The following is a 21268-nucleotide window of genomic DNA, read 5'->3' on the forward strand; positions in this document are numbered from 1 at the left end:
GTACCTATTTAGACGAGAAGAAGCATGCCGAGCAGACAAGACATTTTGAACGCCAAAATTTTGGTCGTGGACGATTCGCCCGACAATATCGAGCTGATGGAAGAGATATTGCGCGAAGAGGGCTACACCAACGTCAGCTCGACGATGGAGCCGGAGCAGGTGTGCCCGCTGCACCGCGAACACAATTACGACCTGATCCTGCTCGACCTGCAGATGCCCGGCCTGAACGGCTTCCAGGTCATGAAGAGCCTCAAGGAAATCGAAAAGGGCGGCTACCTGCCGGTGCTGGCCCTCACGGCCCAGCCGAGTTTCAAGATTGCGGCCCTGGAAGCAGGCGCGCGCGACTTCATCAGCAAGCCCTTCGACCTGCTGGAAGTGCACAAGCGCATCCACAACATGCTCGAGGTGCGCCTGCTCTATAAAGAGCTGGCCCAGTACAGCCGAGCCCAGCAAGAACTGGCCCTGCACGACGCCCTCACCGGCCTGCCCAACCGGCGCCTGCTGGAAGACCGCATCGAAACGGCCCTGCAGCACGCCAACCGCAGCCACGCGAAGGCCGCAATCATGTACCTGGACCTGGACGGCTTCAAGGCGATCAACGACACCTATGGCCACGCCTACGGCGACGAGATCCTGAAGATGGTCTCGCAGCGCCTGCTGGCGTCCTCGCGCAAGGAAGACACGGTGGCGCGCCTGGGCGGCGACGAATTCATGGTGGTGCTGGGCGACATCCACAGCCTGGCCGATGCCCAGGGTCCGGCCGCCAAGCTGGTCGAAGCGCTCTCCGAGCCCTTCTTCATCAACGACCTGACGCTGCGCCTGTCGACCTCGATCGGCATCAGCATCTACCCGGACGACGCCGAATCGGTCGACGCCCTGATCAGCATTGCCGATTATGCGCTCTACGAAGCCAAGCGCGCCGGCAAGAACCGTTACTGCTCGACCGCCGGAGGCACGCGCCAGGTGGCCGTGAAAGCGCCCCCAAAGCAGGTGGCTGAGCTGGCTCAGCACCGCTGAAGACCCGCCAGCCGCCCACGGGCGGACCCGCCCTTTCGACCGGCGCCGGCCTACCAGCCGGCGCTGTTTTCATTCCTGAGCACCGTAGGGTGGGCGCCGTGCCCACCGGAATCATGAACGGTGGGTGCACGCGCCACGGTATAAGGGTGATGTGGGCTCATGTGAAAATGGCGCCAGCAGTCACGTGTGCGTCATGTTGGCGTAACCCGTGCCGCCACCGCCGCCTACGCATCGATACACGCTGCAAACGAATGCGTATGTTCAGCGTTCACGCGTGGGCACGGGGCGCCCACCCTACGCCTTTGCCCTACTCGACCACGCATCAACCACGACGGCGCCCGCCGCCCGCAACGAATGCGGACGCACGGGCGCCGTGTGATGCCGGCGGCGCGCCGCCGGCAGGAGACCGCGCCGCTCAGGCGCTGCCGGGCTGCTTCGACTCCGTGCCGACGCAGGGCTTGCCCAGCGCTTCCTCGTTGTGCGCCGCGATCGCATCGGCGCCCTGGTGGTCGCGGGCGGCGTCGACCTTGTCCGGAGCCACTTCGATCCGCGTGATCCCGGAGTCGACCGAGATCGGGTCGCTGGCCGGGAAAGTCATCTCGACGGCTTCGTCGAGCAGGGTTTCCTTGGCGGCTTCGCCCTGGGGCTGGCTGCCGGCGCCGGCCATCATGTTGATCGCGACGGCATTCGCAACGACCTCGAGCCGCGCCAGCTGGCCGACGGTGGTGACGCCGAACGCCTCCTGCAATGCCCTGGCCTCTTTCTCGCCGACGCCGTTCAGCGCGGTCAGCGGACAATCCATCAGTTCGCGCGGCGACTTGCCGTGGAACGCTTCGTTGACAATTGTGGTGATATTCATATTTGTCCTTTCAAGTGGGCGCGCCTGTCCTCCATTGACACGGTTGAACTGGACACGGTTCCACTATCGCACAGGCCTCCCGGCGGGTATGTGCGGTGCCGTACATGGGCGCAAGGGCCAGCCCAGTGCTGCGCACGATTGCTGGCAAACATTGCATATTGCCGTGCTATCATTCCACGCCGCGTAACCGTGTCTTTACTTTCGGAAAGCGGACACACTCTGCTATGCTTGCAGGACCGCAGAGTGATCGGCCTTTGCCTCGACAACGCAGCAGGAACGACGTGCCAACCACCGACAAACCGAAGATACTTGTCGTCAACGACGACGCAGCCAGCCTGCTGGCATTGACCAGCCTGCTTGACCAATGGGCCATTGAAACCGGCTATACGGTGCTCTCGGCGCGTTCCGGCCAGGATGCGCTGCGCCAGGTCCTGCTGCACGATTTCGCGGTCATCATCCTCGACGTCAACATGCCCGGCATGGACGGTTTCGAAACCGCCGAGGCGATCCACCAGCGCGCGCGCTCGGCCGACATCCCGATCATCTTCGTGACCGCCTTCCTGGCCGACGAGATCGACCGCCTGAAGGCCTACCAGCGCGGCGCCGCCGACTTCCTGTTCACCCCGGTGATCCCGCAGATCCTGCACGCCAAGGTCTCGGTCTTCGTGGCGCTGGCCAACAAGAACGAACAATTGCGGCGCCAGGCCGACAAGCTGTCCCAGCATACGCTCGAACTCACCGCCACCAACGAGCGCCTGATGCGCGAGATCGAGGACCGCCAGGCGGCCGAGCGCAAGAGCCACGCCAAGGACGAATTCCTCGCCATGCTGGGCCACGAGCTGCGCAACCCGCTGTCGGCGATCAGCAGCGCCGCGGCCCTGATCGACATGCCCGGCGCCGGCCCCGAGATGGCCAGCCGCGCGCGCCAGATCATCGGGCGCCAGAGCCAGCACCTGTCGCGCATCGTCGACGACCTGCTCGACCTGTCGCGCGCCATGTCGGGCAAGATCCTGCTCGAGCGCCGCCCGGTCGACATGGCCAGCCTGGTCGGCGCCTGCCTCGACACCTTCCGCGCCACCGGCCGCACTGCCGGCTACCGCATCAATGTCGACCTGGCGCCGAACTGGGTCGACGGCGACCCGACCCGCCTCGAGCAGATCGCCACCAACCTGATCGACAACGCACTGAAATACACGCCGGTCGGCGGCAGCATCGACATCGTGATCGGCGCCGAGGGCGACGACGTCCTGCTCACCGTCAGCGACACCGGCGTGGGCATCGCCCCCGACCTGCTGCCGCACGTGTTCGATGTCTTCGTGCAGGGTTCGATCAGTCTGGACCGCGCCCAGGGCGGGCTCGGGATCGGGCTGGCGCTGGTGCGCCGCCTGGTCGAGCTGCACGGCGGCAGCGTCAGCGCCACCAGCGGCGGTGCCGGCGGCGCCGGCAGCGCCTTCACGATTCGCCTGCCGCGCGCCGAGCCGGCGAAGGGCAGCGAGCCGGCCGAGGCGGCGCCGGCCGGCCACGCCGGCCGGCCGACCGTGCTGCTGATCGAAGACAACGAAGACGGCCGCGAGATGATGGCCACCATGCTCGACGTCTACGGCTACCCGGTGCTGCAGTCGGCCGACGGCCTGGACGGCGTGGCCCTGGCCACCAGCAGGCTGCCGAAGGTCGCCCTGGTCGACATCGGCCTGCCCGGCATCGACGGCTACGAGGTGGCGCGGCGCCTGCGCGCCAACCCGGAGACGCGCGCGATGCGCCTGATCGCCCTGACCGGCTACGGCCTGGCGGACGACCAGCGCCGCGTGCTCGAAGCCGGCTTCGACATGCACCTGGTGAAACCGGTCGATATCGCCCAATTGCTGGGCGCGCTAGGGGAACCGGCGCCGCTGCCGGCGGCGGCAGGCTGAGCGTTTCACGTAGCACTTCCGTGTAGGGTGGACGGCTCCACCCGGCGGTATGCGTCCCGCCGCCAGGTGCGCCGTCCACGCGTTCAACAAGAGGGGGCACAGCCGAAGCGTGGTTTCAACCGTGATTTGAACGCGTGGGCGGCGCCATCGCCGCGTGATTGCATGTCACCGGGTGTAGCCGACCACCCTACATCGACGCCTCGATCTCTTCCTGGCGCGCCTTCATCTCCTGCCCCAGCGCCTGCATGTCCAGCTTCAGCTTGCGCGTTTTCGGGAACATTTCCTTCTCTTCTTCCTCGACGTGGTGCTCGATCATTTCCGACAGCACCTTGACCTTCGCATCGTACAGTTCGTCGTCCGGGTCCATCTCCTGGATCTGGGCGATCAGGTCCTTGGCCGACGCGTGCTCGACGACGGCTTCGTCGACCATGTCCCCGGTCTCCTCCTCGCCCTGGCTCGCCTCGCGCGTGGCCGGGTAGAAGATTTCTTCCTCGATCGTGGTGTGCATGATGAGCGCGTTGCAGATCTGGTCGGCGATCTTCTTCTTGCTCACTTTGGCGCGGTCGGTCAGTTTTTCGAACTGCTCGAACAGTTCTTCGACCTCGCGGTGTTGCTTCGTCAGCAGTTCGACGGCGTCGACGGTGGCAGTCGTGTTAGTAGGCATGTGCGCTCCTGGAATGGTTTATGAATTTAATAAGATTCCTGAGCCTCCAGCGTGATCCGAAACGCGCGCGCTTACTGTTCGGCAGCGCACGCTGGCTGCCAGTGCGCGCTTCCGGTGCGAAGCTGTTGTATGATTTGGGAAACATTTAACCGAGCCTACGATGACCGCACCGGACCCGCACCACCCCGACCCGGAACTGGATCGGCAGGTTGCCGAACGCACCGCCGAGCTGACCGAACTGGTCGGCCACCTGATGAGCTGCTGGGACGAGGAGCGCCGGCTGCTCGCGCGCAAGCTGCACGACAGCCTGGGCTCGTCGATGACGGCCCTGACCATGCACCTGGGCCTGCTGTCCAAGAACCTGACCGACGACAAGGCCATCGAGCGCGCCGGCCAGATGAAGACCCTGCTCAACAACATCATCGAGACCAACCGCAAGGTGCAGCTGTCGCTGTGGAACGACAAGCTCGAATTCCTGGGAATCAAGGCCGCGCTCACCGAACTGGTGGCCGAGTTCGGACGCGAGCACGGCATAGCCGCCCGCGCCAGCCTGCCCGACGACGACGACGCCTATGCGCGCGCCCAGGGCGTGGCCCTGCTGCGCTGCGCCGAGGAAGGCCTGCGCAACGTGGCCAGGCACGCCCGCGCCGGCAGCGTCGAGGTGATCCTGGACGACGACGGCGACCAGTTGATGCTGACCGTGCGCGACGACGGCGTCGGCCTGGTGGAGGGAACGGCGCCCTCGGAGTCGCGCAACTGCCACGGCCTGCGCCTGCTGCGCGAACGCGCGCGCGCGCTCGGCGGCACGCTGACGCTGGCGCCGGCGCTGGGCGGCGGCACGGCCTTGACGATGGTGTTGCCGCGGTAGGGTGGGCCCCGTGCCCACGCGTGACGCATGCATGGCGCTAGCGCACCAGAAGCACGCTGACAATGCGCATGGTTCACGCGTGGGCACGGCATTGAGGCCGCTGGCCTCAATGACCCCACCCTACTACGATTTGTTTCGTTAGTGCAGCTTGACCAGCGGCGTCGTGCGGCGGATCAGGAAGCGCGCCAGCGCCAGCAGGCCGGTGCGCATCGAGCCCAGCACCGCCTGGTGGTGCATCAGGTGCAGGCTGGTGTACATCAGGCGCGCCATCATGCCCTCGACGAACCAGCTGGTCCCACGTAGCGAACCCATCAGGTTGCCGACGCTGGTCGTCTTCCCGACCGAGACCAGGGAACCGTAGTCGCGGTAACGGTAAGGCTTCTCGTCGAAAGCCTTGCCGGCCGCCATGCGCACGAACTGCTTGAGCAGGTAGTCGGCCTGCTGGTGGGCGGCCTGGGCGCGCGGCGGCACCGGTTTGCCGTTGGCGTCGATGCAGGCGGCGCAATCGCCCAGGGCGAACACGCCGGGCACGCCCTTCACCCGCAGGTTGCCGTCGACCTCGATCTGCCCGCCCTTGTTGACCGGCAGGCCGAGCGTGCCGAGGAATTCGGGAGCGCGAATGCCGGCCGCCCACACCACCAGGCTGGCCGGATACACGTTGCCGTCGTTGTCGAGCACCTTGTCCGGCTCGATCTTCGTGACGCGGCAGTCGGTCACGACCGTGATGCCGCGCTCGCCCAGCAGTTTCAGGGCCGCCGCCGAGACCCGCTCCGGCAACGGCGCCAGGATGCGCGGCGCGCCTTCGAGCAGGGTGATGCGCACGTCGCGCTTGACCTGCAGGCGCGAGAAGCCATAGGTCGCGTACACGCCGGAGGCCTCGCGCAGCTCGGCCGCCAGCTCGACGCCTGTCGCGCCGCCGCCGATGATGACCACGTCCAGCGCGGCCACGGCGTCGGCGCGCTCCTCGCGCGCCTGCTCGACCACCGCCATCAGGCGCAGCAGGCGCAGGCGGAAGCGCTCGGCGTCCTCGGTCACGTTCAGGGAAATGGTGTGCTCGCGCGCACCCGGCACGCCAAAGTAGTTCGCGGTGCTGCCGACCGCCATCACCAGCGAGCCATAGCCGATGTGGCGTTCGTGCAGGACGTCTTCGCCATCGGAAGCGCGCACGGCGCCGACGGTGATGCGGCGCTGGGCGGCATCGAGCCCGGTCATCGGACCGTAGACGAAGGTGAACCCGTTATCGTGGGCCAGCATCTGGTAGGACAGGCCTTCCTGGTGGATGTCGAGGGTGCCCGCAGCCACCTCGTGCAGGGAGGGCTTCCAGATATGGTAGAGCCGGCAGTCGACCAGCATCACCTTCGAGGGCCCGAGTTTGCGCCCCAGTTTGCAGGCCAATTCCAGCCCGCCCGCCCCACCACCGACGATCACGATTTCACTTTGCAAAGCCACCTCCCATACGTTGTGCCACTTGGCACAGCGCAAGTCTACACCGGGAGGAGAATCCGCGTGGCGCGCGACCCCAAAAACGGTCGCGGCCGGTTTGGGAACCTATCTCAGTGACCGCGGCCGTGTCCGTGTCCGTGGCCGTGGCCGTGGCCGTGGCCGTGGCCATTGCCGTGACCGTTGCCATGTCCATGACCGTGGTCGTCGTGCCGGTCATGGCGCTCATGGCGTTCGACACGGTGGTGACGCTCGCGGTAGCGCGGCGCGTAGGTGTTGGTGTACCACTCGTCACGCACGAACATCACCGGACGGCCGCAGGCGTCGTAGCGCCCGCAGTAATTCTTCCACTTCTTGCGGTGGCCCGGCGGCACGCGCAGGTAGATCGGCTGGGCGCGCACGTGGCGCACTTCGCGCACGATCACCGGACGCTCGTAGATGACCGGCGGCGGGCCTAAATCGCCGATGTCGAGGCGGCCGTAGAAACCGGGCTGGCCGACGCTGATGCTGACATTGGTCTGGGCCATGGCCGGGAGCGCGCAGGCGGCCAGGGCGACGCCGGCGAAGAGCAGCTTGAAGGGGGATTTCATCTGGAGGTCCTCTCGTTATCTCGTGTGATTCGAACTTTATCAGGCGAAACGTTACTTTTCAGTACGTTGCAACACACATTTACAACTTGTCGCGCGGAATAGGCGCTGTGGCGTCGATCAGACGCTCGTATCGCTAGAATCGGCCCCAACGAAAGGCTACAAGGAGAATTCCAATGTTTTGCCATCCTTACCAGCGCGTTTCCCTCGCGCTTGCGGGCCTGCTGGCCGCCGGCGCGGTCCAGGCCCAGGTCCAGGTCGGCGCCGGTGCCGATCTCGGCACCACCGGCGCCGGCGCCCACCTCGTGTTCGGCCTCACCCCCAGCCTGAATGCCCGTCTTGGCCTGAATTACTTCAAGCACGACTTCAGCAGGAGCACCGACAACGTCGATTACGACCTCGACGGCAAGCTGCGGACCGTCAATGCCCTGCTCGACTGGTATCCGCGCGCGGGCAGCAATTTCCGCCTCAGCGGCGGCGTGTTCTACAACGACACCCGCTTCGACGCCGTCGGCCGGCCGAGCCAGGGCGGGAGCTTCCGCCTGAACGGGACCACCTACAACGCCGCCGACGTCGGCGTGCTGGTGGGCAAGGTCGACTTCCGCAAGGCCGCGCCCTACCTCGGCATCGGCTGGGGCAATGTTTTCACCGCCCAGCGCGGCTGGAGCTTCGGCGCCGACCTCGGCGTGTTCTACCAGGACGAGGCGCGCGTGCACCTGCGCAGCGTCAACTGTACCGTGCAGACCGTGCTGTGCGGCCGACTCGCGGACGACGTCGCTGCCGAGGAGCTGCGCCTGGCCGACGAAGCCTCGGACTACAAGGTCTATCCGGTGTTGCGGGCCAGCCTGTCTTACCGCTTCTGAGGCCGCTGCTGGAACGTGTGCGGAGCGCGGCCGGCGCGGGATTTTGGCTATCATCGGCGCCAAGGAGGTTCGCCATGAAACTGCACCTGCTGCGCCTGTCCGCCCTCGCCCTGGCCTGCGTCCTGGCCAGCGGCTGCAAGGACCGCCACGAGCCGGTCAAGCCGACCGCGCCGGCATCGTCCGAGCGCTTCCTCGACCTGTGAGCTGCGCGGGTCGCTTGCCATTTGCGCTTGCCGGCGCGCGGCAAGGTAAACTATTGGCTGTTCATTTTTGCCCAAGGTTTCCATGTCGTTTGCCTCCCTCGGCCTGATCGACCAGATCGTCCACACCCTAGAGACCCTCAATTACAAGGACCCGACCGCGGTCCAGGCGCAGGCGATTCCTGCTGTCCTCGCCGGCAAGGACGTCATGGCCGCGGCCCAGACCGGCACCGGCAAGACCGCCGGCTTCGCCCTGCCCCTGCTGCAGCGCCTGTTCAAGAAAACGGCGAAAGCCAGCCCGAATTCGGCGCGCGCGCTGGTGCTGGTGCCGACCCGCGAGCTGGCCGAGCAGGTGCACGAGAGCTTCCGCGTCTACGGCGCCGGCCTCGAACTGCGCACCATGGTGGCCTACGGCGGCGTCAGCATCAATCCGCAGATGATGAACCTGCGCAAGGGGGTCGATGTGCTGGTGGCCACGCCCGGCCGCCTGCTCGACCTGCACCGCCAGAACGCGGTCAAGTTCAACGAAGTGCAGACCCTGGTGCTGGACGAGGCCGACCGCATGCTCGACCTCGGCTTTTCCAAGGAACTCGACCAGGTGTTCGCGGCCCTGCCGAAGAAGCGCCAGACCCTGCTGTTCTCGGCCACCTTCTCCGACCAGATCCGCGCCATGGCCAACCGCCTGCTGCGCGAAGCGGTGCGCATCGAGGCGACGCCGCGCAACACCACGGCCAGCGCCATCAAGCAGTGGCTGGTCCCGGTCGACAAGAAGCGCAAGCCCGCCCTGTTCCTGCACCTGCTGAAGAAGCACGGCTGGGACCAGGTGCTGGCCTTCGTGAAGACGCGCAAGGGCGCCGACGAACTCGTCGAGCTGCTGGCGGCCAAACGCATCGCCGCCGACGCGATCCACGGCGACAAGCCGCAGCCGGCGCGCCTGCGCGCACTCGAGCGCTTCAAGGCCGGCGAGGTCAAGGTGCTGGTGGCGACCGACGTCGCCGCGCGCGGCCTGGACATCGACGACCTGCCGGTGGTGGTCAACGTCGACCTGCCGATCGTGGCCGAAGACTATGTGCACCGCAGCGGCCGCACCGGCCGCGCCGGCGCCTCGGGCGAGGCGGTGTCGCTGGTCTGCGCCGACGAAGTGCAGCAGCTGGCCGCGATCGAGCAATTGACGAAGCAGACCCTGAAACGGATCGAGGAAGACGGCTTCGAGCCCGACCACCGCGTGCCCGAGACCGATGCCAGCGGGCAGATCGTCAAGAAACCGAAGAAGCCCAAGAAGCCGAAGGGCGAGGCGAAGGTGGTGCAGGAAGACGTGCGCTTCCGGCGCTGAGCCGGAGCCAGAGGCCCGTGTGAACCTGAATTATTATTTCAAGATTGATCCGTATCTGAAAGAATATTTCACAACCAAGCTTACTGCAGCACCAGCCGCAGCTTGCGCACACCCTCCTCGCCCGCGGTGACCTCGAAGCCCAGTTTTTTGACCAGCCCGATCATGCGGCTGTTCTGCGGCAGCACTTCGCCGACGATCTCGCGCGTGCCGCGGCTGCGGCAGTAATCGATCAGTTTGCGCATCAGGATCCTGCCCAGGCCGTGACCCTTGAGGTCGGAGCGCACCGTCACCGCGAATTCGGCCGAGATGTTGTCCGGATCGGCCACCACCCGCCCCACCGCCAGCGTCTCGGCTTCCCCGTCCGGCCCGGGACGGGTGGCGATGAAGGCCATCTCGCGGTCGTAGTCGATCTGGGTGAAGCGCGCCAGCTGCGAGGGGTTCAGCTCGCGGATGCGCACGAACATGCGGTAGCGGATATCGTCGGGCGTGAGCGCGTCGAAGAACTTCAGGTGCGCCGGGCCGTCTTCCGGACGCACCGGCCGCAGCAGCAGCTTGCCGCCGTTCCATTCGATGGTTTCCTCCAGTTCGCGCGGATAGGGCCGGATCGCCAGCCGGTCGAGCGTCGAGCCCGAGCGGTCGGCCAGGGCCAGGCGCATGCGCGCGTCGAGCACCACGGCGCCGTCGGCGTCGGCCAGTAGCGGGTTGATGTCGAGCTCGACGATTTCCGGGATGTCGCAGACCAGGCGCGAGACCTGCACCAGGGTGGCGAGGATGGCGTCCATGTCGGCCGGCCGACGGTTGCGGTAGCCGGCCAGCAGGCGCGCCACGCGCGTGCGCTCGACCAGGTCGCGCGCCAGCACGGCGTTCAGCGGCGGCAACGCCACCGCGTGGTCGTCCGCCACCTGGACCGCCACGCCGCCCTGGCCGAACACGAGCACCGGGCCGAACACCGGATCGGTCGCCGCGCCCAGGATCAGTTCGCGCCCTTCGGGGCGGCGCGCCATCGCCTGCACCGAAAAGCCCTCGAAGCGGGCGTCGGGGCGCAGTTCGGCCAGGCGGCGCCGCACGCGCCCGGCCGCCGAGCGCACCGCCTGCTCGGAATCGAGGTCGAGCGCCACGCCGCCGACATCGGACTTGTGCATCACGTCCGGCGACAGGATCTTCACCGCCACCGGAAAGCCGATGCTCCTGGCGGCCGCCACCGCCTCCTCGACGTCGAGGGCGCGGCGCGTCTCGACCAGGGCCATGCCGTAGGCGCGCAGGATGGCCTTGGTCTCCGGGTCGGACAGCAGGTAGCGCCCGCTCTTCAGGGCCTCCTGCACCAGCGCGCGCGCCGTGGCCCGGCCGGACGCCAGCGTACTCGAAATCGAGGTCGGGACCTGCATCAGCAGGTTCTGGTTGCGGCGGTAGTGGACGATCTGCAGGAAGCCGGCCACCGCGTCCTCGGGCGTGTCGTAGGTCGGCATGCCGGCGGTCGAGGCGAGCTCGCGCGCCCTGGCCACCGAGTCGCCGCCCAGCCAGCATGAGAGCACGTTGCGCGAGGAGCCGCGCGCCAGCGGTGCGATGGCCTCGGCGATGTCCGCGCTGTCGACGGTGGCGGTGGGCGAATGGATCACCAGCACGGCGTCCGCCCCCTTGTCCTGCAACAGGATCTCGAGCGCCTGGCGGTAGCGCTCGGGTTCGGCGTCGCCGAGCAGGTTGACCGGGTTGGCGCGCGAGCCGCCGGGCGGCAGCAGGCCCCCCAGGCGTTCGCGCGTGTCGTCGGAGAGCACGGCCAGGCTGCCGGCGCCGCAGACCAGGGCGTCGGCAGCCAGCACGCCGGGACCGAAGCCGTTGGACAGGATCGCCAGGCGCTCGCCGTGCAGCGGCCGGGCGTGGGCCAGGGTCTCGGCCGCCGCGAACAGCTCCTCGGTGGTGAACACGCGCAGCATGCCGGCGCGCCGGATCGCCGCGTCGAACACGTCGTCCATGCCGGCCAGCGCCCCGCTCTCGCTGGCCGCCGCGCGCACGCCGCTGGCGACGCGGCCGGCTTTCAATATCAGCGTCGGCTTGCTGCGCGCCGCCGCGCGCGCGGCCGACATGAACTTGCGCGCATAGCGCAATTCGTCCACATAGAGCAGGATCGAGCCGGTGGCGCCGTCGCTGGCCAGGTAGTCGAGCACGTCGCCCAGGTCGACGTCGCTCGAGTCGCCCAATGCGATGAAGTGGGAAAAGCCGATGCCGCGCGAGCGCGCCCGGTCCAGCATGCCGGTCATCAGGGCGCCCGACTGCGACACGAAGGCGATCCGCCCCGGCAGCGCCCCGCTGTGCGCGACGCTCGCGTTCAGTCCCAGCGCAGGCGAGAGCAGCCCGGCGCTGTTCGGCCCGAGGATGCGCAGCAGGTAGGGATGGGCGGCGTCGAGCATGGCCTGCTTCAGCGAGCGCCCGCGTTCGTCGCGCGCCACGTGCAGCCCGGCGCTGAGCACGATCGCCGCGCGCGTGCCCTTCTCGCCGAGCTGGCGGATGAGCGAGGGGACGGTGGCGGGCGGCGTGCAGATGATGGCCAGGTCGGGCGTGGCCGGCAGGTCGGCGACGCCGGCGTAGACCGTTTGCCCGGCCAGTTCGGTGTACTTCGGGTTGACCGGATACACGGCGCCGCGAAAGCCGCCCGCGGCCAGGTTGGCCAGCAGCGTCGCGCCCAGGCTCCCGGGGCGCTCGGAAGCCCCGATCAGGGCCACCGAGCGCGGCGCGAACAGCGAGCGGAGATTGCGGGTGCTCATGCGCGGCGGGCCCCGGCTTTCCCGCCCTCACCCGTGCCTCGGCCCGGTAGCGATTTGGCTAGACTTGGCTTCACGACCCACCACTCCTTTCCTCATGAGCGACAACAAGAACACACCGCCCGCGGCCGACAGCCGCAAAGTCATCTACGCCGCCATCGTCGCCAACCTCGGCATCGCGGCGGCCAAGTTCGTCGTCGCCGCCCTGACCGGCAGCGCGGCCATGCTGGCCGAAGGCATCCACTCGGCGGTCGACACCGGCAACGAATTGCTGCTGCTGGTCGGCGAAAAGATCGCCGGCCGCAAGCCCGACGCCCGCCATCCCTTCGGCTACGGCAAGGCCGTCTACTTCTGGGCCCTGATCGTCGCGCTGTCGGTGTTCTGCCTGGGCGGCGGCCTGTCGATCTACCACGGCATCCACAGCCTGCGCGCACCCGAGCCCCTGAGCGACCCGTTCTGGAACTACGTCGTGCTGGGCGTGGCCTTCCTGTTCGAAGGATACAGCTGGAACGTTTCGCGGCGCGCACTGAACAGCAACCGGCGTCCCGGCGCCACGCTCTGGCAGACGGTCAAGGCCAGCAAGGACGCCTCGGTGTTTACCGTGTTCATCGAGGACAGCGCCGCCCTGCTCGGCATCCTGGTGGCCGCCGCCGGCATCTGGCTCGGCCACCTGCTGGACAACCCGTATATCGACCCGGCCGCCTCGATCCTCATCGGCCTGCTGCTGGTGGGCGCGGCCTTCACGCTGGCGCGCGAGACCGGCGGCCTGCTGGTCGGGGAAGGCGTGGGCGTGGAACGGACCGGCAGGCTCAGGCAGATCTTCGAAAACGACCCGGCGCTGGAAACGGTGGGACAGTTGATGACGATGCAGCTGGGACCGGACGACGTACTGCTGACGGCGGCGGTGCGCTTCCGGCGCGGCATGCGCATCGACGAGGTGGATACCGCGATCGCACGCCTGGAAGGCCTGGTGCGGGAGTTCGATCCGGCGATCCGGCGTGTCTATTTCGAGGCCGCGGCCCTGCGCTCGGCGATGCGGTAGCGGCGCTCGGGCAAGGCGCGCAGCAGCGCGGACTGCGCCAGCAGCGCGGCCATCAGCTCCTCGACCAGCAGGGCCAGGACCGCTTGCGGCAGCCCGGCCAGGAGCGGCAACTGCGCCGCGTTGGCGCCCAGGGCGCGGGCGCGGGGCAAGGCCGCCACCGGCACCGCCGCCAGGGCGCCGCCGCCGGGCTCGTTGCCGCTGAAAAAACGGACACGGTAGCGGCGGTCGACCAGCAAGGTGCCGTTCAGGAAGCGGTCGACGCCGACGTCGAACAGCACATGCCGGATCACCTCGGCGGCGCGCTCGGCAAGCTCGCTCCGGTTCTTGCGGCGGCGTGGAACGAAGAGCTGGACGATCCAGGCCATCGGTGGGTCCTTGGGTTAGCGAAAGGACAATATGTTACCAGCAGGCATTTATTCTTGCAATTGCTGCCAATGCCTGTTGCGCCGCGCCCCGCGCCGCCCGCAGCCGGCCTGCCCGCTACGCTGCCGAGCGCGCCGTCACCGGGTAGCCGGCCTCGTCGATCGCGGCGGCGATGCGTTCGAGGTCGGCGCCGCTGTCGATGCGCACCTTCTTGGTCGGCAGGTCGATCTCGACCTTCGCCGCGGCGTCGATGCCCTGCACCGACTTGGTCACGCGGCCAACGCAATGGCCGCAGCTCATGCCTTCGACGGTCAATTCATACATGGTGTTTTCTCCTTTCGATGGGGACGGGAGCGCCCCCGGGGTTGATGTCACGGTTGCCGCTGCCTGCCAGCGGCGCAGCAGCAGCGCATTGCTGACCACGCTCACCGAGCTGAGCGCCATCGCGGCGCCGGCCAGCATCGGATTGAGCAGCCCGAAGGCGGCCAGCGGAATGCCGACCACGTTGTAGACGAAGGCCCAGGCGAGGTTCTGGCGGATCTTCCGGTAAGTGCGGTGCGACACCTCGATGGCGTCGGCCACCAGGCCCGGCTCGCCGCGCATGAGGGTGATGCCGGCGGTATGCATGGCGACATCGGTGCCGCCCGCCATTGCGATGCCGACGCTGGCCGCGGCCAGGGCCGGGGCGTCGTTGATGCCGTCGCCGACCATCGCCACGGTGCGGCCGGCATCAAGTTCGCGCCGCACGTGTCCGGCCTTTTCGCCGGGCAGCACCTGGGCGGCGTAGCGCTCGATGCCGACCGCCGCGGCGACGGCGCGCGCGGCCCCGGGATTATCGCCGGTCAGCATGACCGGCGTCACACCCATGGCCCGCAGGCGCGCCACCGCGCTTGATGCGCCGGCACGCACGCGGTCGCCGAACGCCAGCAGGCCCAGCACCTCGACCCGGCCGGCGGCGCCGCGCGCCAGCCACGAGACCGTCCGGCCGTCGCGCTCGTGGCGGGCGGCGGCGTCCTGCAGCGCGCCGCCGGCGGCGCCGAGTTCCTCCATCAGGCGCGCATTGCCGAGGTAAACCGTGATTCCGCCGACCTCGGCCTGGACCCCGCGCCCCGGCAGCGCGCGTGCGGCGCCGGCCGCCTGCAGCGCGACCTTGCACTCGCGCGCATGGTCGAGCACTGCACGCGCCAGCGGATGTTCGCTGGCCTGCTGCACGGCCGCCGCCAGCGCCAGCACCAGGCCGGGGTCGGCGCCTTCGACCGCGACCACGGTGGGGCGGCCCTCGGTCAGGGTGCCGGTCTTGTCGAACATGACGGTATCGAGCGCATGCGCGGTCTCGAGCGCTTCGGCGTCGCGGATCAGGATGCCGTGGCGCGCCGCCACGCCGGTGCCGACCATGATCGCGGTGGGCGTGGCCAGCCCGAGCGCGCAGGGACAGGCGATCACCTGCACCGCCACCGCGTTGAGCAGCGCCGCCTGCCAGTCGCCGGTGGCCAGCACCCAGCCGACGAAGGTCAGCAGGGAGACCAGCAGCACCACCGGCACGAACACGGCGCTGACGCGGTCGACCAGGCGCTGGATCGGCGCCTTGACCGCCTGCGCGTCCTCGACCTGGCCGATGATCTGCGACAGCAGCGTGGCCGCGCCCACCGCCGTCACCCGCACCAGCAGCAGGCCGTCGGCGTTCACCGCGCCGCCGGTGACGCGGTCGCCCGGCTCCTTGGCCACCGGCAGGCTCTCGCCTGTCAGGAGCGATTCGTCCTGGTGGCTGCGGCCCTCCTCCACCTTGCCGTCGGCGGCGACGCGCTCGCCCGGACGCACCACCAGCAGGTCGCCGACCCGCAGCTCGTCGACGCCGACCGGCAGGTCGACGCCCGCGCGCCGCACCAGCGCTTCGGTGGGGCGCAACGACTCGAGCGCGCCGATGGCCTCGACGGTCTGGCGCTTGGCGCGCGCTTCCAGCCACTTGCCCAGCAGGACCAGGGTGATGACCACCGCCGAGGACTCGAAGTACAGGTGGGCGTTGCCGTGCGCGGGACCGAACAGCAGCAGCCAGACCGACAGGCCGTAGGCGGCGCTGGTGCCGATGGCGACCAGCAGGTCCATGTTGCCGGCCCCGGCGCGCAGCGCCTTCCAGCCGGCGCGGTAGAAACGCGCGCCCAGCCAGAACTGGACCGGCGTGGCCAGCAGCCACTGCAGCCAGCCGGGCAGCGTCCATTCGGCGCCGAACAGGCCGCCCAGCATCGGCAGCATCAGGGGTGCGCTCAGGAGCGCGGCCGCCGCGACCGGCCACCAGGCAGGCAGGCGCGGCGCTGGCGCGGCTGCCTGCCGCTTGTGTTCTTGCGTCACGGCGGCTTCGTAGCCGGCCTTGCGCACGGCTGCGAGGATGGCGTCGCTGGCTGCGCTGCCGCGCACGCTGGCGCGCTCGGTGGCCAGATTGACGCTGGCGTCCTGCACGCCGGGCACGGCGCGCAGCGCCTTTTCGACCCGGGCGACACAGGAGGCGCAGGTCATGCCGGCGATGTCGAAGCTGGTTTCGCCGGCCCTGGCGTGTTGTTCGCGTCTGTTATCCATGCTTGTTCTCCTTCCGATACCCACAGCATATGCCTTCCCATCGTGGGAAGGTCAAGTGTACTGGCTCCGGGACCCGTTTCAGGAAGAATGAGCCGTTCGGCAGCGCCGCCGCGCCAGAACTTTCGTCCGGCGCGGCCATCGAAGTTAGGACTCGTCAGTATCCAGCTCCCCGGAGGATGCATGAAGACCGCACGACGCAGTTTCCTGGCAGTACAGCTTTGCCTGCTGCTTGCGGCCTGCGGCAGTTCGGACGAGGAGCCCCGGAACCAGGCCGAGGCGGCGCGCGCCAGCGTGGCCGGCCAGGCGCCGGGCGCGACGCCTTTCGTGGCGCACCTCAGCCTGTCGCTCGAGGAATTCACGCACCTCGCGAGCGTCTCCTACACCATTGCGCCCAGGCCCGGGACCTACTCGCGGCCAATGACCGCGACCTACACCCGCGCCTGGCTCGAGCGCAGCGGGGCCTGGCGCGCGGCCGAGAAACGCCTGGCGGTCCCGGTCTTCGGTCTGTATGCCGGTTACGGCAACCAGTTGAGCGTCACCGTCGCCTTCGCGGACCAGTCGAGCACTGAAGACAAGGTCACCGTGGCCGCGCCTGCCTATACCGGCCCGGCCGCGGTCTACGAGACGCCCCAGGTCAGGACGCCGCGCAGCGCCGCTGCCGATCCGGGCTTCGACTACATGCTCATCAAGAACAACATCAGCGGACCGGTAGTGCTCGACACCGACGGCAAGCTGCGCTGGGTCGGCCCCGACATTTCCTACTCGAGCTCGACCTGGTTCAGCGGCGACGCCTTCTATTCCGGCAACCCGGCGGCGCCGGAACTGGTGCGCTTCGATCTCGCCGGGGCCTACACCACCACCCGGCTGGCCTCGGCCCGCTACACCAACTTCCACCACGACCTGGGCGCCGGCAAGCAGGGCCTGCTCGCCGAACTCGACGCACTGGACGCCGGCGTGCGCAAGATCGAATCGATCCTGACCGAGATCGGGCCGAACGGCGAAGTGCTCAAGGAATGGGACCTGGCCGGGATCTTCCGCGCCGCCATGCAGGCCGGGGGCGACGATCCGTCGAACTTCGTGCGCGACGGCAGCGACTGGTTCCACGTGAATTCCGCCATCTACGTGCCGGCAGACGATTCGCTGCTGGTCTCGAGCCGCGAGAACTTCGTCGTCAAGCTCGACTACGCTACCGGGCGCATCAGGTGGCTGCTCGGCGACACCAACAAGCACTGGTATGACTACCCTTCGCTGCGCGCGCTGGCGCTCAGGCTCACCAGGGGCAACACGCCGATCGGCCAGCACAGCCTGTCCATCGCCTCGAATGGCGACCTGCTGCTCTTCAATAACGGTCTCGGCAGCCTCGAAGCCCCGCCGCGCACCTCGCCCGGCCTGACGCGCAGCTTCAGCGCGCCGTCGCGCTATACCATCGACGAGGGAGCGCGCACCGCGACCGAAGTCTGGACCTACGTGACCGAGCCGCCGGTCTATTCCGACATCTGCTCCAGTACCTATGAGACGACGCCCGGGAATTACCTGGTCGCCTACTCCGCCGCGGCGGCGCGCAACCGCAGCCGCCTGCTGGGCGTGAACAGCGACGGACAGGTGGCCTTCGACTATGAGTACCCGAGCGTGAACTGCGCGCTGGTCTTCATTGCCCAGCCCATTGCGTTCAGCAACCTGGTCCTGAGGTAAGCGGAAGACCGGTCAGGGCCCGCCCGTGCGCCGCCGGGCGGCAGGCAGCGGCGCCATCGGCGTGATGAGGTAGCGCATGTCGGCACGGTCGGTGGCGACTGCAGCGGTGACAAGGAAGCTGTCGCGTCCCAGCCGCGCGCCTGCCGCGGGCGCGGCGGCGAGCTGGCTCGGCCCGACCTCGTCCGCACGCAGGATCAATTGCACCTCAAAATCCACGCCCGGCGCCGCAAACCAGGCCAAGGTGCGGCGCAGGGCCGCCGCCATGTCGCCGCTGGGCAGGAAGCGCTCGAACACGTCGCGGCGCAAGGGCCCGATGCGCAGGCGCGCGCGCAGGTCCGGCCGCCAGCTCCGTTCGCCGAGCAGGGTGTTTTCTCCGAGACAGGCGCCGGCGCCGAGCGCGCTCTGCTCGTGCGGCGCCATCCTGCTCCAATGCCCCACCGCCTGCTCGAGCGCGACGGGCAGGCCGAAATAACCCGCCAGCAGGCGCTCGAGCAGCGCCGCCGAACGGGGCCGCTGTTGCAGCATCCCGGCAAAATGGGCGATCACGTCGTCCGGCACGCCGGGACCGGGGCCGCCCCGGCTTTCCTCCCCGTCGGCGACCCCGGCCAGGGCCAGGAGCCGGGCCCGGAAGCAGTCGCCGCGGCCTGCGGCCGCGTGCTCGACCCGGTGCTTGCGCCAAGCCTCGTAGTACAGCGCCAGCATGCGGCCGGACAGCATGTCGAGGAAGGCGCGTGGCGCCTCGTCCCGGTTGGCATGCTGCCATTGCTGGATACGTTCGGTGTAATGGGCAGGCAGGGCGCCATGGGCTCCGAGCAGGCCCATGAAGGCGGGCGTCATCCGGAACTGCAGTCCCGCCAGATCCTGCTCGCCGCCGCCCTGCGACGGGCCCTGCGTTGCGGCATCCGCCCCGGTGGCGCCCGCGATCCGCAAGGCCTCGATCTGGCTGGGCGGGAACCCCAGGTGCAGGCTGTTCTCGAAGCGCAGGTGGTCGCGCAACGCGCGCTCCGGCGCCACCCCCTGTTCCTCGAGCCAGCGCAGCAGGATCGTGACGGCCTGGACGAATTCGAAGCCCTGCGGCGCCGCCAGCAGGCGCGCGATCACGCTCGTGCCTGTTCGGCGCTGCGAGGGGGGCATGCGTGGATCTCCTGTCCGGTACGGCTGGAGACGATCTCGAGCCGGGTGAAGCAGTTGAGCTGGCTGTTCAGGGCGAAGTAGCGGTCCATGACCTGGGCGAACACGAACAGGCTGGCGCCCGCGAACGCCTCCTCGTCGACCGTCATGCGGATGCCGACCCCGGGCATCAGGGTGGACACCGGACGGGTCCTGATCCAGGCGCGCATGCTGCCGTGCTCGAGGCCGACGATGCCGGCGATCTGGCGCCGCGCGCCGTTCGAGCGCGGCAGGTCGTACAGGGTCAGCATCTTCTGCAGGTCGGCCAGCCCGGCGTCGGTCAATCCGGCATGGTTGAGCGCCAGGTGGGAGATCAGGCGCCAGTGCGCACCCTTGCTGTCGAAGCGGTAGCTCGGCGTGGGTTTGCGCAGCAGGCGCCAGGGCGCACTGCTCGCCCCCATTTCGGCGATCAGGTCGCCCTCCGGGTTGCCGACCCTGAGCTGGGCCGGCAGGTCGCGGTTGGTGCAGGTCAGCTCGGTCGACACCGTCGCCTCCGCGATTTCGCTCGGCCGGAAGTCGGCGTCGACCAGGGCCAGCCGGATCTCGTGTCCGGGACTGACCTGGGCCAGCGTTTCGTCGCGCCGGGCGACCCAGAAATGGCGGCCGGGCGCCGCTTCCGCCTGCTCGTGGCGCACGGCGTACAGCGGGGCGAACTCGATCGCGCTGGTCGCGCCGCGTGCTTCGCGCAGCACGCGCACGCGGTCGATGCTGTGGATTTCGTAGGAAGCCGCGTGCGCCGAATCGGCCGCCAGCGGGTAGTCGGCGCGGGTGTGCGAGAGCTGGATCGGGTCGCCCGCCTTGCGGAACAGGTTGACCACCGGGGTGCAACCAAGCAGCAGGTTGCCGGCCGACAGCGGCGCCAGCAGGCGCGCTTCGAGCGAATCGGCGCCCGGCGCGCGCAGCGGCAGGTGCAGCGTGAAGCGCGCGCACCCCGGCGGCAGCAGGCGTACGGCCGGCGCCAGGTCGATCTCGACGAAGCCGAACTTCTCGGGATAGCTGAAGTACTCGGTGAGCAGGCGGAAGGCCGGATGCGAGCGCGGACTGTCGGGCAGCACCGCGTCGTCGCCGCCGAAGCCTGCCAGCCGCAGCGGCGAAGCGTCGAGCGCCTGCCAGGGCGCGCTGTCCGCCTGGACCCAGGCGCCGGCGCCGTGCATGAACAGCGCGTCGAGCAGCGCCGCACGCAGCGAGGCCTCACCGTCGACGAAGACGCGCACCCGGCTCATGCCGCGCGCCCACAACGCCGCAAAAGAACCGCGGGTCTCGAATTCGATGGCGACACCGGCGACCACCCCGCGCGGCAGGCGCGGCGTGCGGCTGGAAGCCAGCGGCGCCGAGAACGCGGCGCGCGCGATGCGCAGCGGTCCCGCGACCACCGGATAGACCGTGCGGAAATGGCAGATCGTGCCCTGCACGGCGGCGCTGCGCAGCGCCGTGCCGCGCGGCAGCAGCGCGAACTCGCCCGCGCCCGCGTCGAAGCGGTCCTGGGCCAGCTGGGCGATCGCATACGAAGGCAGGGGCCGCAGATAGTGCGGATACAGGCTTTCCAGCAGCGCTTCGGTGAAGGTCGGATAGTCGTCGTCGAGGCGCTTGTGGATGCGCGCGCTCATCAGGGCAATCGACTGGATCAGGCGGGCAACGCCCGGGTCCTCGATGCTGTCGCCGGCAATGTGCAGGGCCCCCGCCGGCTTCGGAAAGCGATTGCGGAACTCGCGCGCGAACTGTCCGAACAACCCCAGCTCTTCCTCGAAATACCGCAGAAGCTCATCCATACGTTCTCCGCAGATTTGCTGAAAACCAAGGGGTATGCTCCCATTGCATTCGCCGACAGATGTTGACAGCCGTTAAGGAGAGACGGGGGTATGTTCGAGCCTGCTGTCTGGAACGGTGTTACGTAATTCGCCTGCATGGCTGGAACCGCAGACTGTCGCCGAAA

Annotated in this window: 17 protein-coding genes; 8 read left to right on the top strand and 9 right to left on the bottom strand. The window is 68.6% G+C overall.

Going from position 1 to position 21268, the window contains the following annotated elements; all coding sequences use genetic code 11:
* The first annotated feature begins 24 nt into the window (after nucleotides 1–24).
* The gene (locus tag ACSUZJ_RS16095) at nucleotides 25–1017 is read left to right on the top strand and encodes a response regulator (protein WP_499409831.1); all 993 of its coding nucleotides are present in this window, start codon (nucleotides 25–27) and stop codon (nucleotides 1015–1017) included.
* Between the two features lie 415 nt (nucleotides 1018–1432).
* Here ACSUZJ_RS16095 and ACSUZJ_RS16100 read toward each other — a convergent pair whose 3' ends face one another.
* Nucleotides 1433–1876, bottom strand: a complete 444-nt coding sequence (locus tag ACSUZJ_RS16100; protein WP_499409833.1) for a hypothetical protein — start codon at nucleotides 1874–1876, stop codon at nucleotides 1433–1435.
* Nucleotides 1877–2157: 281 nt separating this feature from the next.
* On the opposite strand from ACSUZJ_RS16100, the gene ACSUZJ_RS16105 reads away from it, so the two are divergent.
* The gene (locus ACSUZJ_RS16105) at nucleotides 2158–3786 is read left to right on the top strand and encodes a response regulator (protein WP_499409835.1); all 1629 of its coding nucleotides are present in this window, start codon (nucleotides 2158–2160) and stop codon (nucleotides 3784–3786) included.
* A gap of 187 nt (nucleotides 3787–3973) precedes the next feature.
* Here ACSUZJ_RS16105 and ACSUZJ_RS16110 read toward each other — a convergent pair whose 3' ends face one another.
* Nucleotides 3974–4450, bottom strand: coding sequence for a hemerythrin domain-containing protein (locus tag ACSUZJ_RS16110; protein ID WP_499409837.1), 477 nt, complete (start codon nucleotides 4448–4450; stop codon nucleotides 3974–3976).
* A 160-nt stretch (nucleotides 4451–4610) separates the two neighbouring features.
* On the opposite strand from ACSUZJ_RS16110, the gene ACSUZJ_RS16115 reads away from it, so the two are divergent.
* Entirely contained in the window at nucleotides 4611–5318 is a 708-nt protein-coding gene (locus tag ACSUZJ_RS16115; protein WP_499409839.1) for a sensor histidine kinase, read from the top strand.
* Between the two features lie 138 nt (nucleotides 5319–5456).
* Here the strand turns inward: ACSUZJ_RS16115 and ACSUZJ_RS16120 are convergent, their stop codons facing one another.
* Entirely contained in the window at nucleotides 5457–6761 is a 1305-nt protein-coding gene (locus ACSUZJ_RS16120; RefSeq protein WP_499409841.1) for an NAD(P)/FAD-dependent oxidoreductase, read from the bottom strand.
* 110 nt (nucleotides 6762–6871) lie between these two features.
* Nucleotides 6872–7348, bottom strand: coding sequence for a hypothetical protein (locus ACSUZJ_RS16125; protein ID WP_499409843.1), 477 nt, complete (start codon nucleotides 7346–7348; stop codon nucleotides 6872–6874).
* Between the two features lie 173 nt (nucleotides 7349–7521).
* Between ACSUZJ_RS16125 and ACSUZJ_RS16130 the strand changes: the two genes are divergently transcribed.
* From ACSUZJ_RS16130 to ACSUZJ_RS16140, 3 genes are all read left to right on the top strand, one after another.
* Complete coding sequence (locus ACSUZJ_RS16130) at nucleotides 7522–8208, top strand: hypothetical protein (protein ID WP_499409845.1); 687 nt, start codon at nucleotides 7522–7524, stop codon at nucleotides 8206–8208.
* A gap of 74 nt (nucleotides 8209–8282) precedes the next feature.
* Entirely contained in the window at nucleotides 8283–8411 is a 129-nt protein-coding gene (locus tag ACSUZJ_RS16135; protein WP_499409847.1) for a hypothetical protein, read from the top strand.
* 82 nt (nucleotides 8412–8493) lie between these two features.
* Nucleotides 8494–9741, top strand: a complete 1248-nt coding sequence (locus ACSUZJ_RS16140) for a DEAD/DEAH box helicase (RefSeq protein ID WP_499409849.1) — start codon at nucleotides 8494–8496, stop codon at nucleotides 9739–9741.
* Nucleotides 9742–9821: 80 nt separating this feature from the next.
* Here the strand turns inward: ACSUZJ_RS16140 and ACSUZJ_RS16145 are convergent, their stop codons facing one another.
* Complete coding sequence (locus ACSUZJ_RS16145) at nucleotides 9822–12500, bottom strand: bifunctional acetate--CoA ligase family protein/GNAT family N-acetyltransferase (RefSeq protein WP_499409851.1); 2679 nt, start codon at nucleotides 12498–12500, stop codon at nucleotides 9822–9824.
* Nucleotides 12501–12594: 94 nt separating this feature from the next.
* Here ACSUZJ_RS16145 and ACSUZJ_RS16150 point away from each other — a divergent pair, with 94 nt between their 5' ends.
* Nucleotides 12595–13539, top strand: a complete 945-nt coding sequence (locus tag ACSUZJ_RS16150) for a cation diffusion facilitator family transporter (protein ID WP_499409853.1) — start codon at nucleotides 12595–12597, stop codon at nucleotides 13537–13539.
* Here ACSUZJ_RS16150 and ACSUZJ_RS16155 read toward each other — a convergent pair.
* Both ACSUZJ_RS16155 and ACSUZJ_RS16160 read right to left on the bottom strand, forming a co-directional pair.
* Entirely contained in the window at nucleotides 13500–13904 is a 405-nt protein-coding gene (locus ACSUZJ_RS16155) for a hypothetical protein (protein WP_499409855.1), read from the bottom strand. The two genes, ACSUZJ_RS16150 and ACSUZJ_RS16155, sit on opposite strands and share 40 nt — an antisense overlap.
* 115 nt (nucleotides 13905–14019) lie before the next feature.
* The gene (locus tag ACSUZJ_RS16160; protein WP_499409857.1) at nucleotides 14020–16473 is read right to left on the bottom strand and encodes a heavy metal translocating P-type ATPase; all 2454 of its coding nucleotides are present in this window, start codon (nucleotides 16471–16473) and stop codon (nucleotides 14020–14022) included.
* Between the two features lie 180 nt (nucleotides 16474–16653).
* On the opposite strand from ACSUZJ_RS16160, the gene ACSUZJ_RS16165 reads away from it, so the two are divergent.
* Nucleotides 16654–18165 (top strand): aryl-sulfate sulfotransferase, encoded by a 1512-nt coding sequence (locus ACSUZJ_RS16165; protein ID WP_499409859.1) that lies wholly within the window; start codon nucleotides 16654–16656, stop codon nucleotides 18163–18165.
* Nucleotides 18166–18177: 12 nt separating this feature from the next.
* Here ACSUZJ_RS16165 and tssG read toward each other — a convergent pair whose 3' ends face one another.
* On the bottom strand, nucleotides 18178–19266 hold the full coding sequence (tssG, locus tag ACSUZJ_RS16170) for a type VI secretion system baseplate subunit TssG (RefSeq protein WP_499409861.1): 1089 nt from the start codon (nucleotides 19264–19266) through the stop codon (nucleotides 18178–18180).
* Nucleotides 19263–21104 (bottom strand): type VI secretion system baseplate subunit TssF, encoded by a 1842-nt coding sequence (gene tssF, locus ACSUZJ_RS16175; protein WP_499409863.1) that lies wholly within the window; start codon nucleotides 21102–21104, stop codon nucleotides 19263–19265. Before tssF ends, tssG begins: the two co-directional genes overlap by 4 nt.
* Between the last annotated feature and the right edge of the window lie 164 nt (nucleotides 21105–21268).

The sequence above is a fragment of the Telluria sp. B2 genome, from assembly GCF_051789535.1.
Taxonomy (GTDB): Bacteria; Pseudomonadota; Gammaproteobacteria; order Burkholderiales; family Burkholderiaceae_D; genus Telluria.

Excerpts from the sequence above, each read along its gene's own strand:
- ACSUZJ_RS16165 (WP_499409859.1), top strand. The coding sequence starts at position 16,654 with ATGAAGACCGCACGACGCAGTTTCCTGGCAGTACAGCTTTGCCTGCTG.
- ACSUZJ_RS16130 (WP_499409845.1), top strand. The coding sequence starts at position 7,522 with ATGTTTTGCCATCCTTACCAGCGCGTTTCCCTCGCGCTTGCGGGCCTG.
- ACSUZJ_RS16145 (WP_499409851.1), bottom strand. The coding sequence starts at position 12,500 with ATGAGCACCCGCAATCTCCGCTCGCTGTTCGCGCCGCGCTCGGTGGCC.
- ACSUZJ_RS16150 (WP_499409853.1), top strand. The coding sequence starts at position 12,595 with ATGAGCGACAACAAGAACACACCGCCCGCGGCCGACAGCCGCAAAGTC.
- ACSUZJ_RS16125 (WP_499409843.1), bottom strand. The coding sequence starts at position 7,348 with ATGAAATCCCCCTTCAAGCTGCTCTTCGCCGGCGTCGCCCTGGCCGCC.
- ACSUZJ_RS16115 (WP_499409839.1), top strand. The coding sequence starts at position 4,611 with ATGACCGCACCGGACCCGCACCACCCCGACCCGGAACTGGATCGGCAG.
- ACSUZJ_RS16135 (WP_499409847.1), top strand. The coding sequence starts at position 8,283 with ATGAAACTGCACCTGCTGCGCCTGTCCGCCCTCGCCCTGGCCTGCGTC.
- ACSUZJ_RS16095 (WP_499409831.1), top strand. The coding sequence starts at position 25 with ATGCCGAGCAGACAAGACATTTTGAACGCCAAAATTTTGGTCGTGGAC.
- ACSUZJ_RS16160 (WP_499409857.1), bottom strand. The coding sequence starts at position 16,473 with ATGGATAACAGACGCGAACAACACGCCAGGGCCGGCGAAACCAGCTTC.
- ACSUZJ_RS16140 (WP_499409849.1), top strand. The coding sequence starts at position 8,494 with ATGTCGTTTGCCTCCCTCGGCCTGATCGACCAGATCGTCCACACCCTA.
- ACSUZJ_RS16100 (WP_499409833.1), bottom strand. The coding sequence starts at position 1,876 with ATGAATATCACCACAATTGTCAACGAAGCGTTCCACGGCAAGTCGCCG.
- ACSUZJ_RS16110 (WP_499409837.1), bottom strand. The coding sequence starts at position 4,450 with ATGCCTACTAACACGACTGCCACCGTCGACGCCGTCGAACTGCTGACG.
- tssF (WP_499409863.1), bottom strand. The coding sequence starts at position 21,104 with ATGGATGAGCTTCTGCGGTATTTCGAGGAAGAGCTGGGGTTGTTCGGA.
- ACSUZJ_RS16155 (WP_499409855.1), bottom strand. The coding sequence starts at position 13,904 with ATGGCCTGGATCGTCCAGCTCTTCGTTCCACGCCGCCGCAAGAACCGG.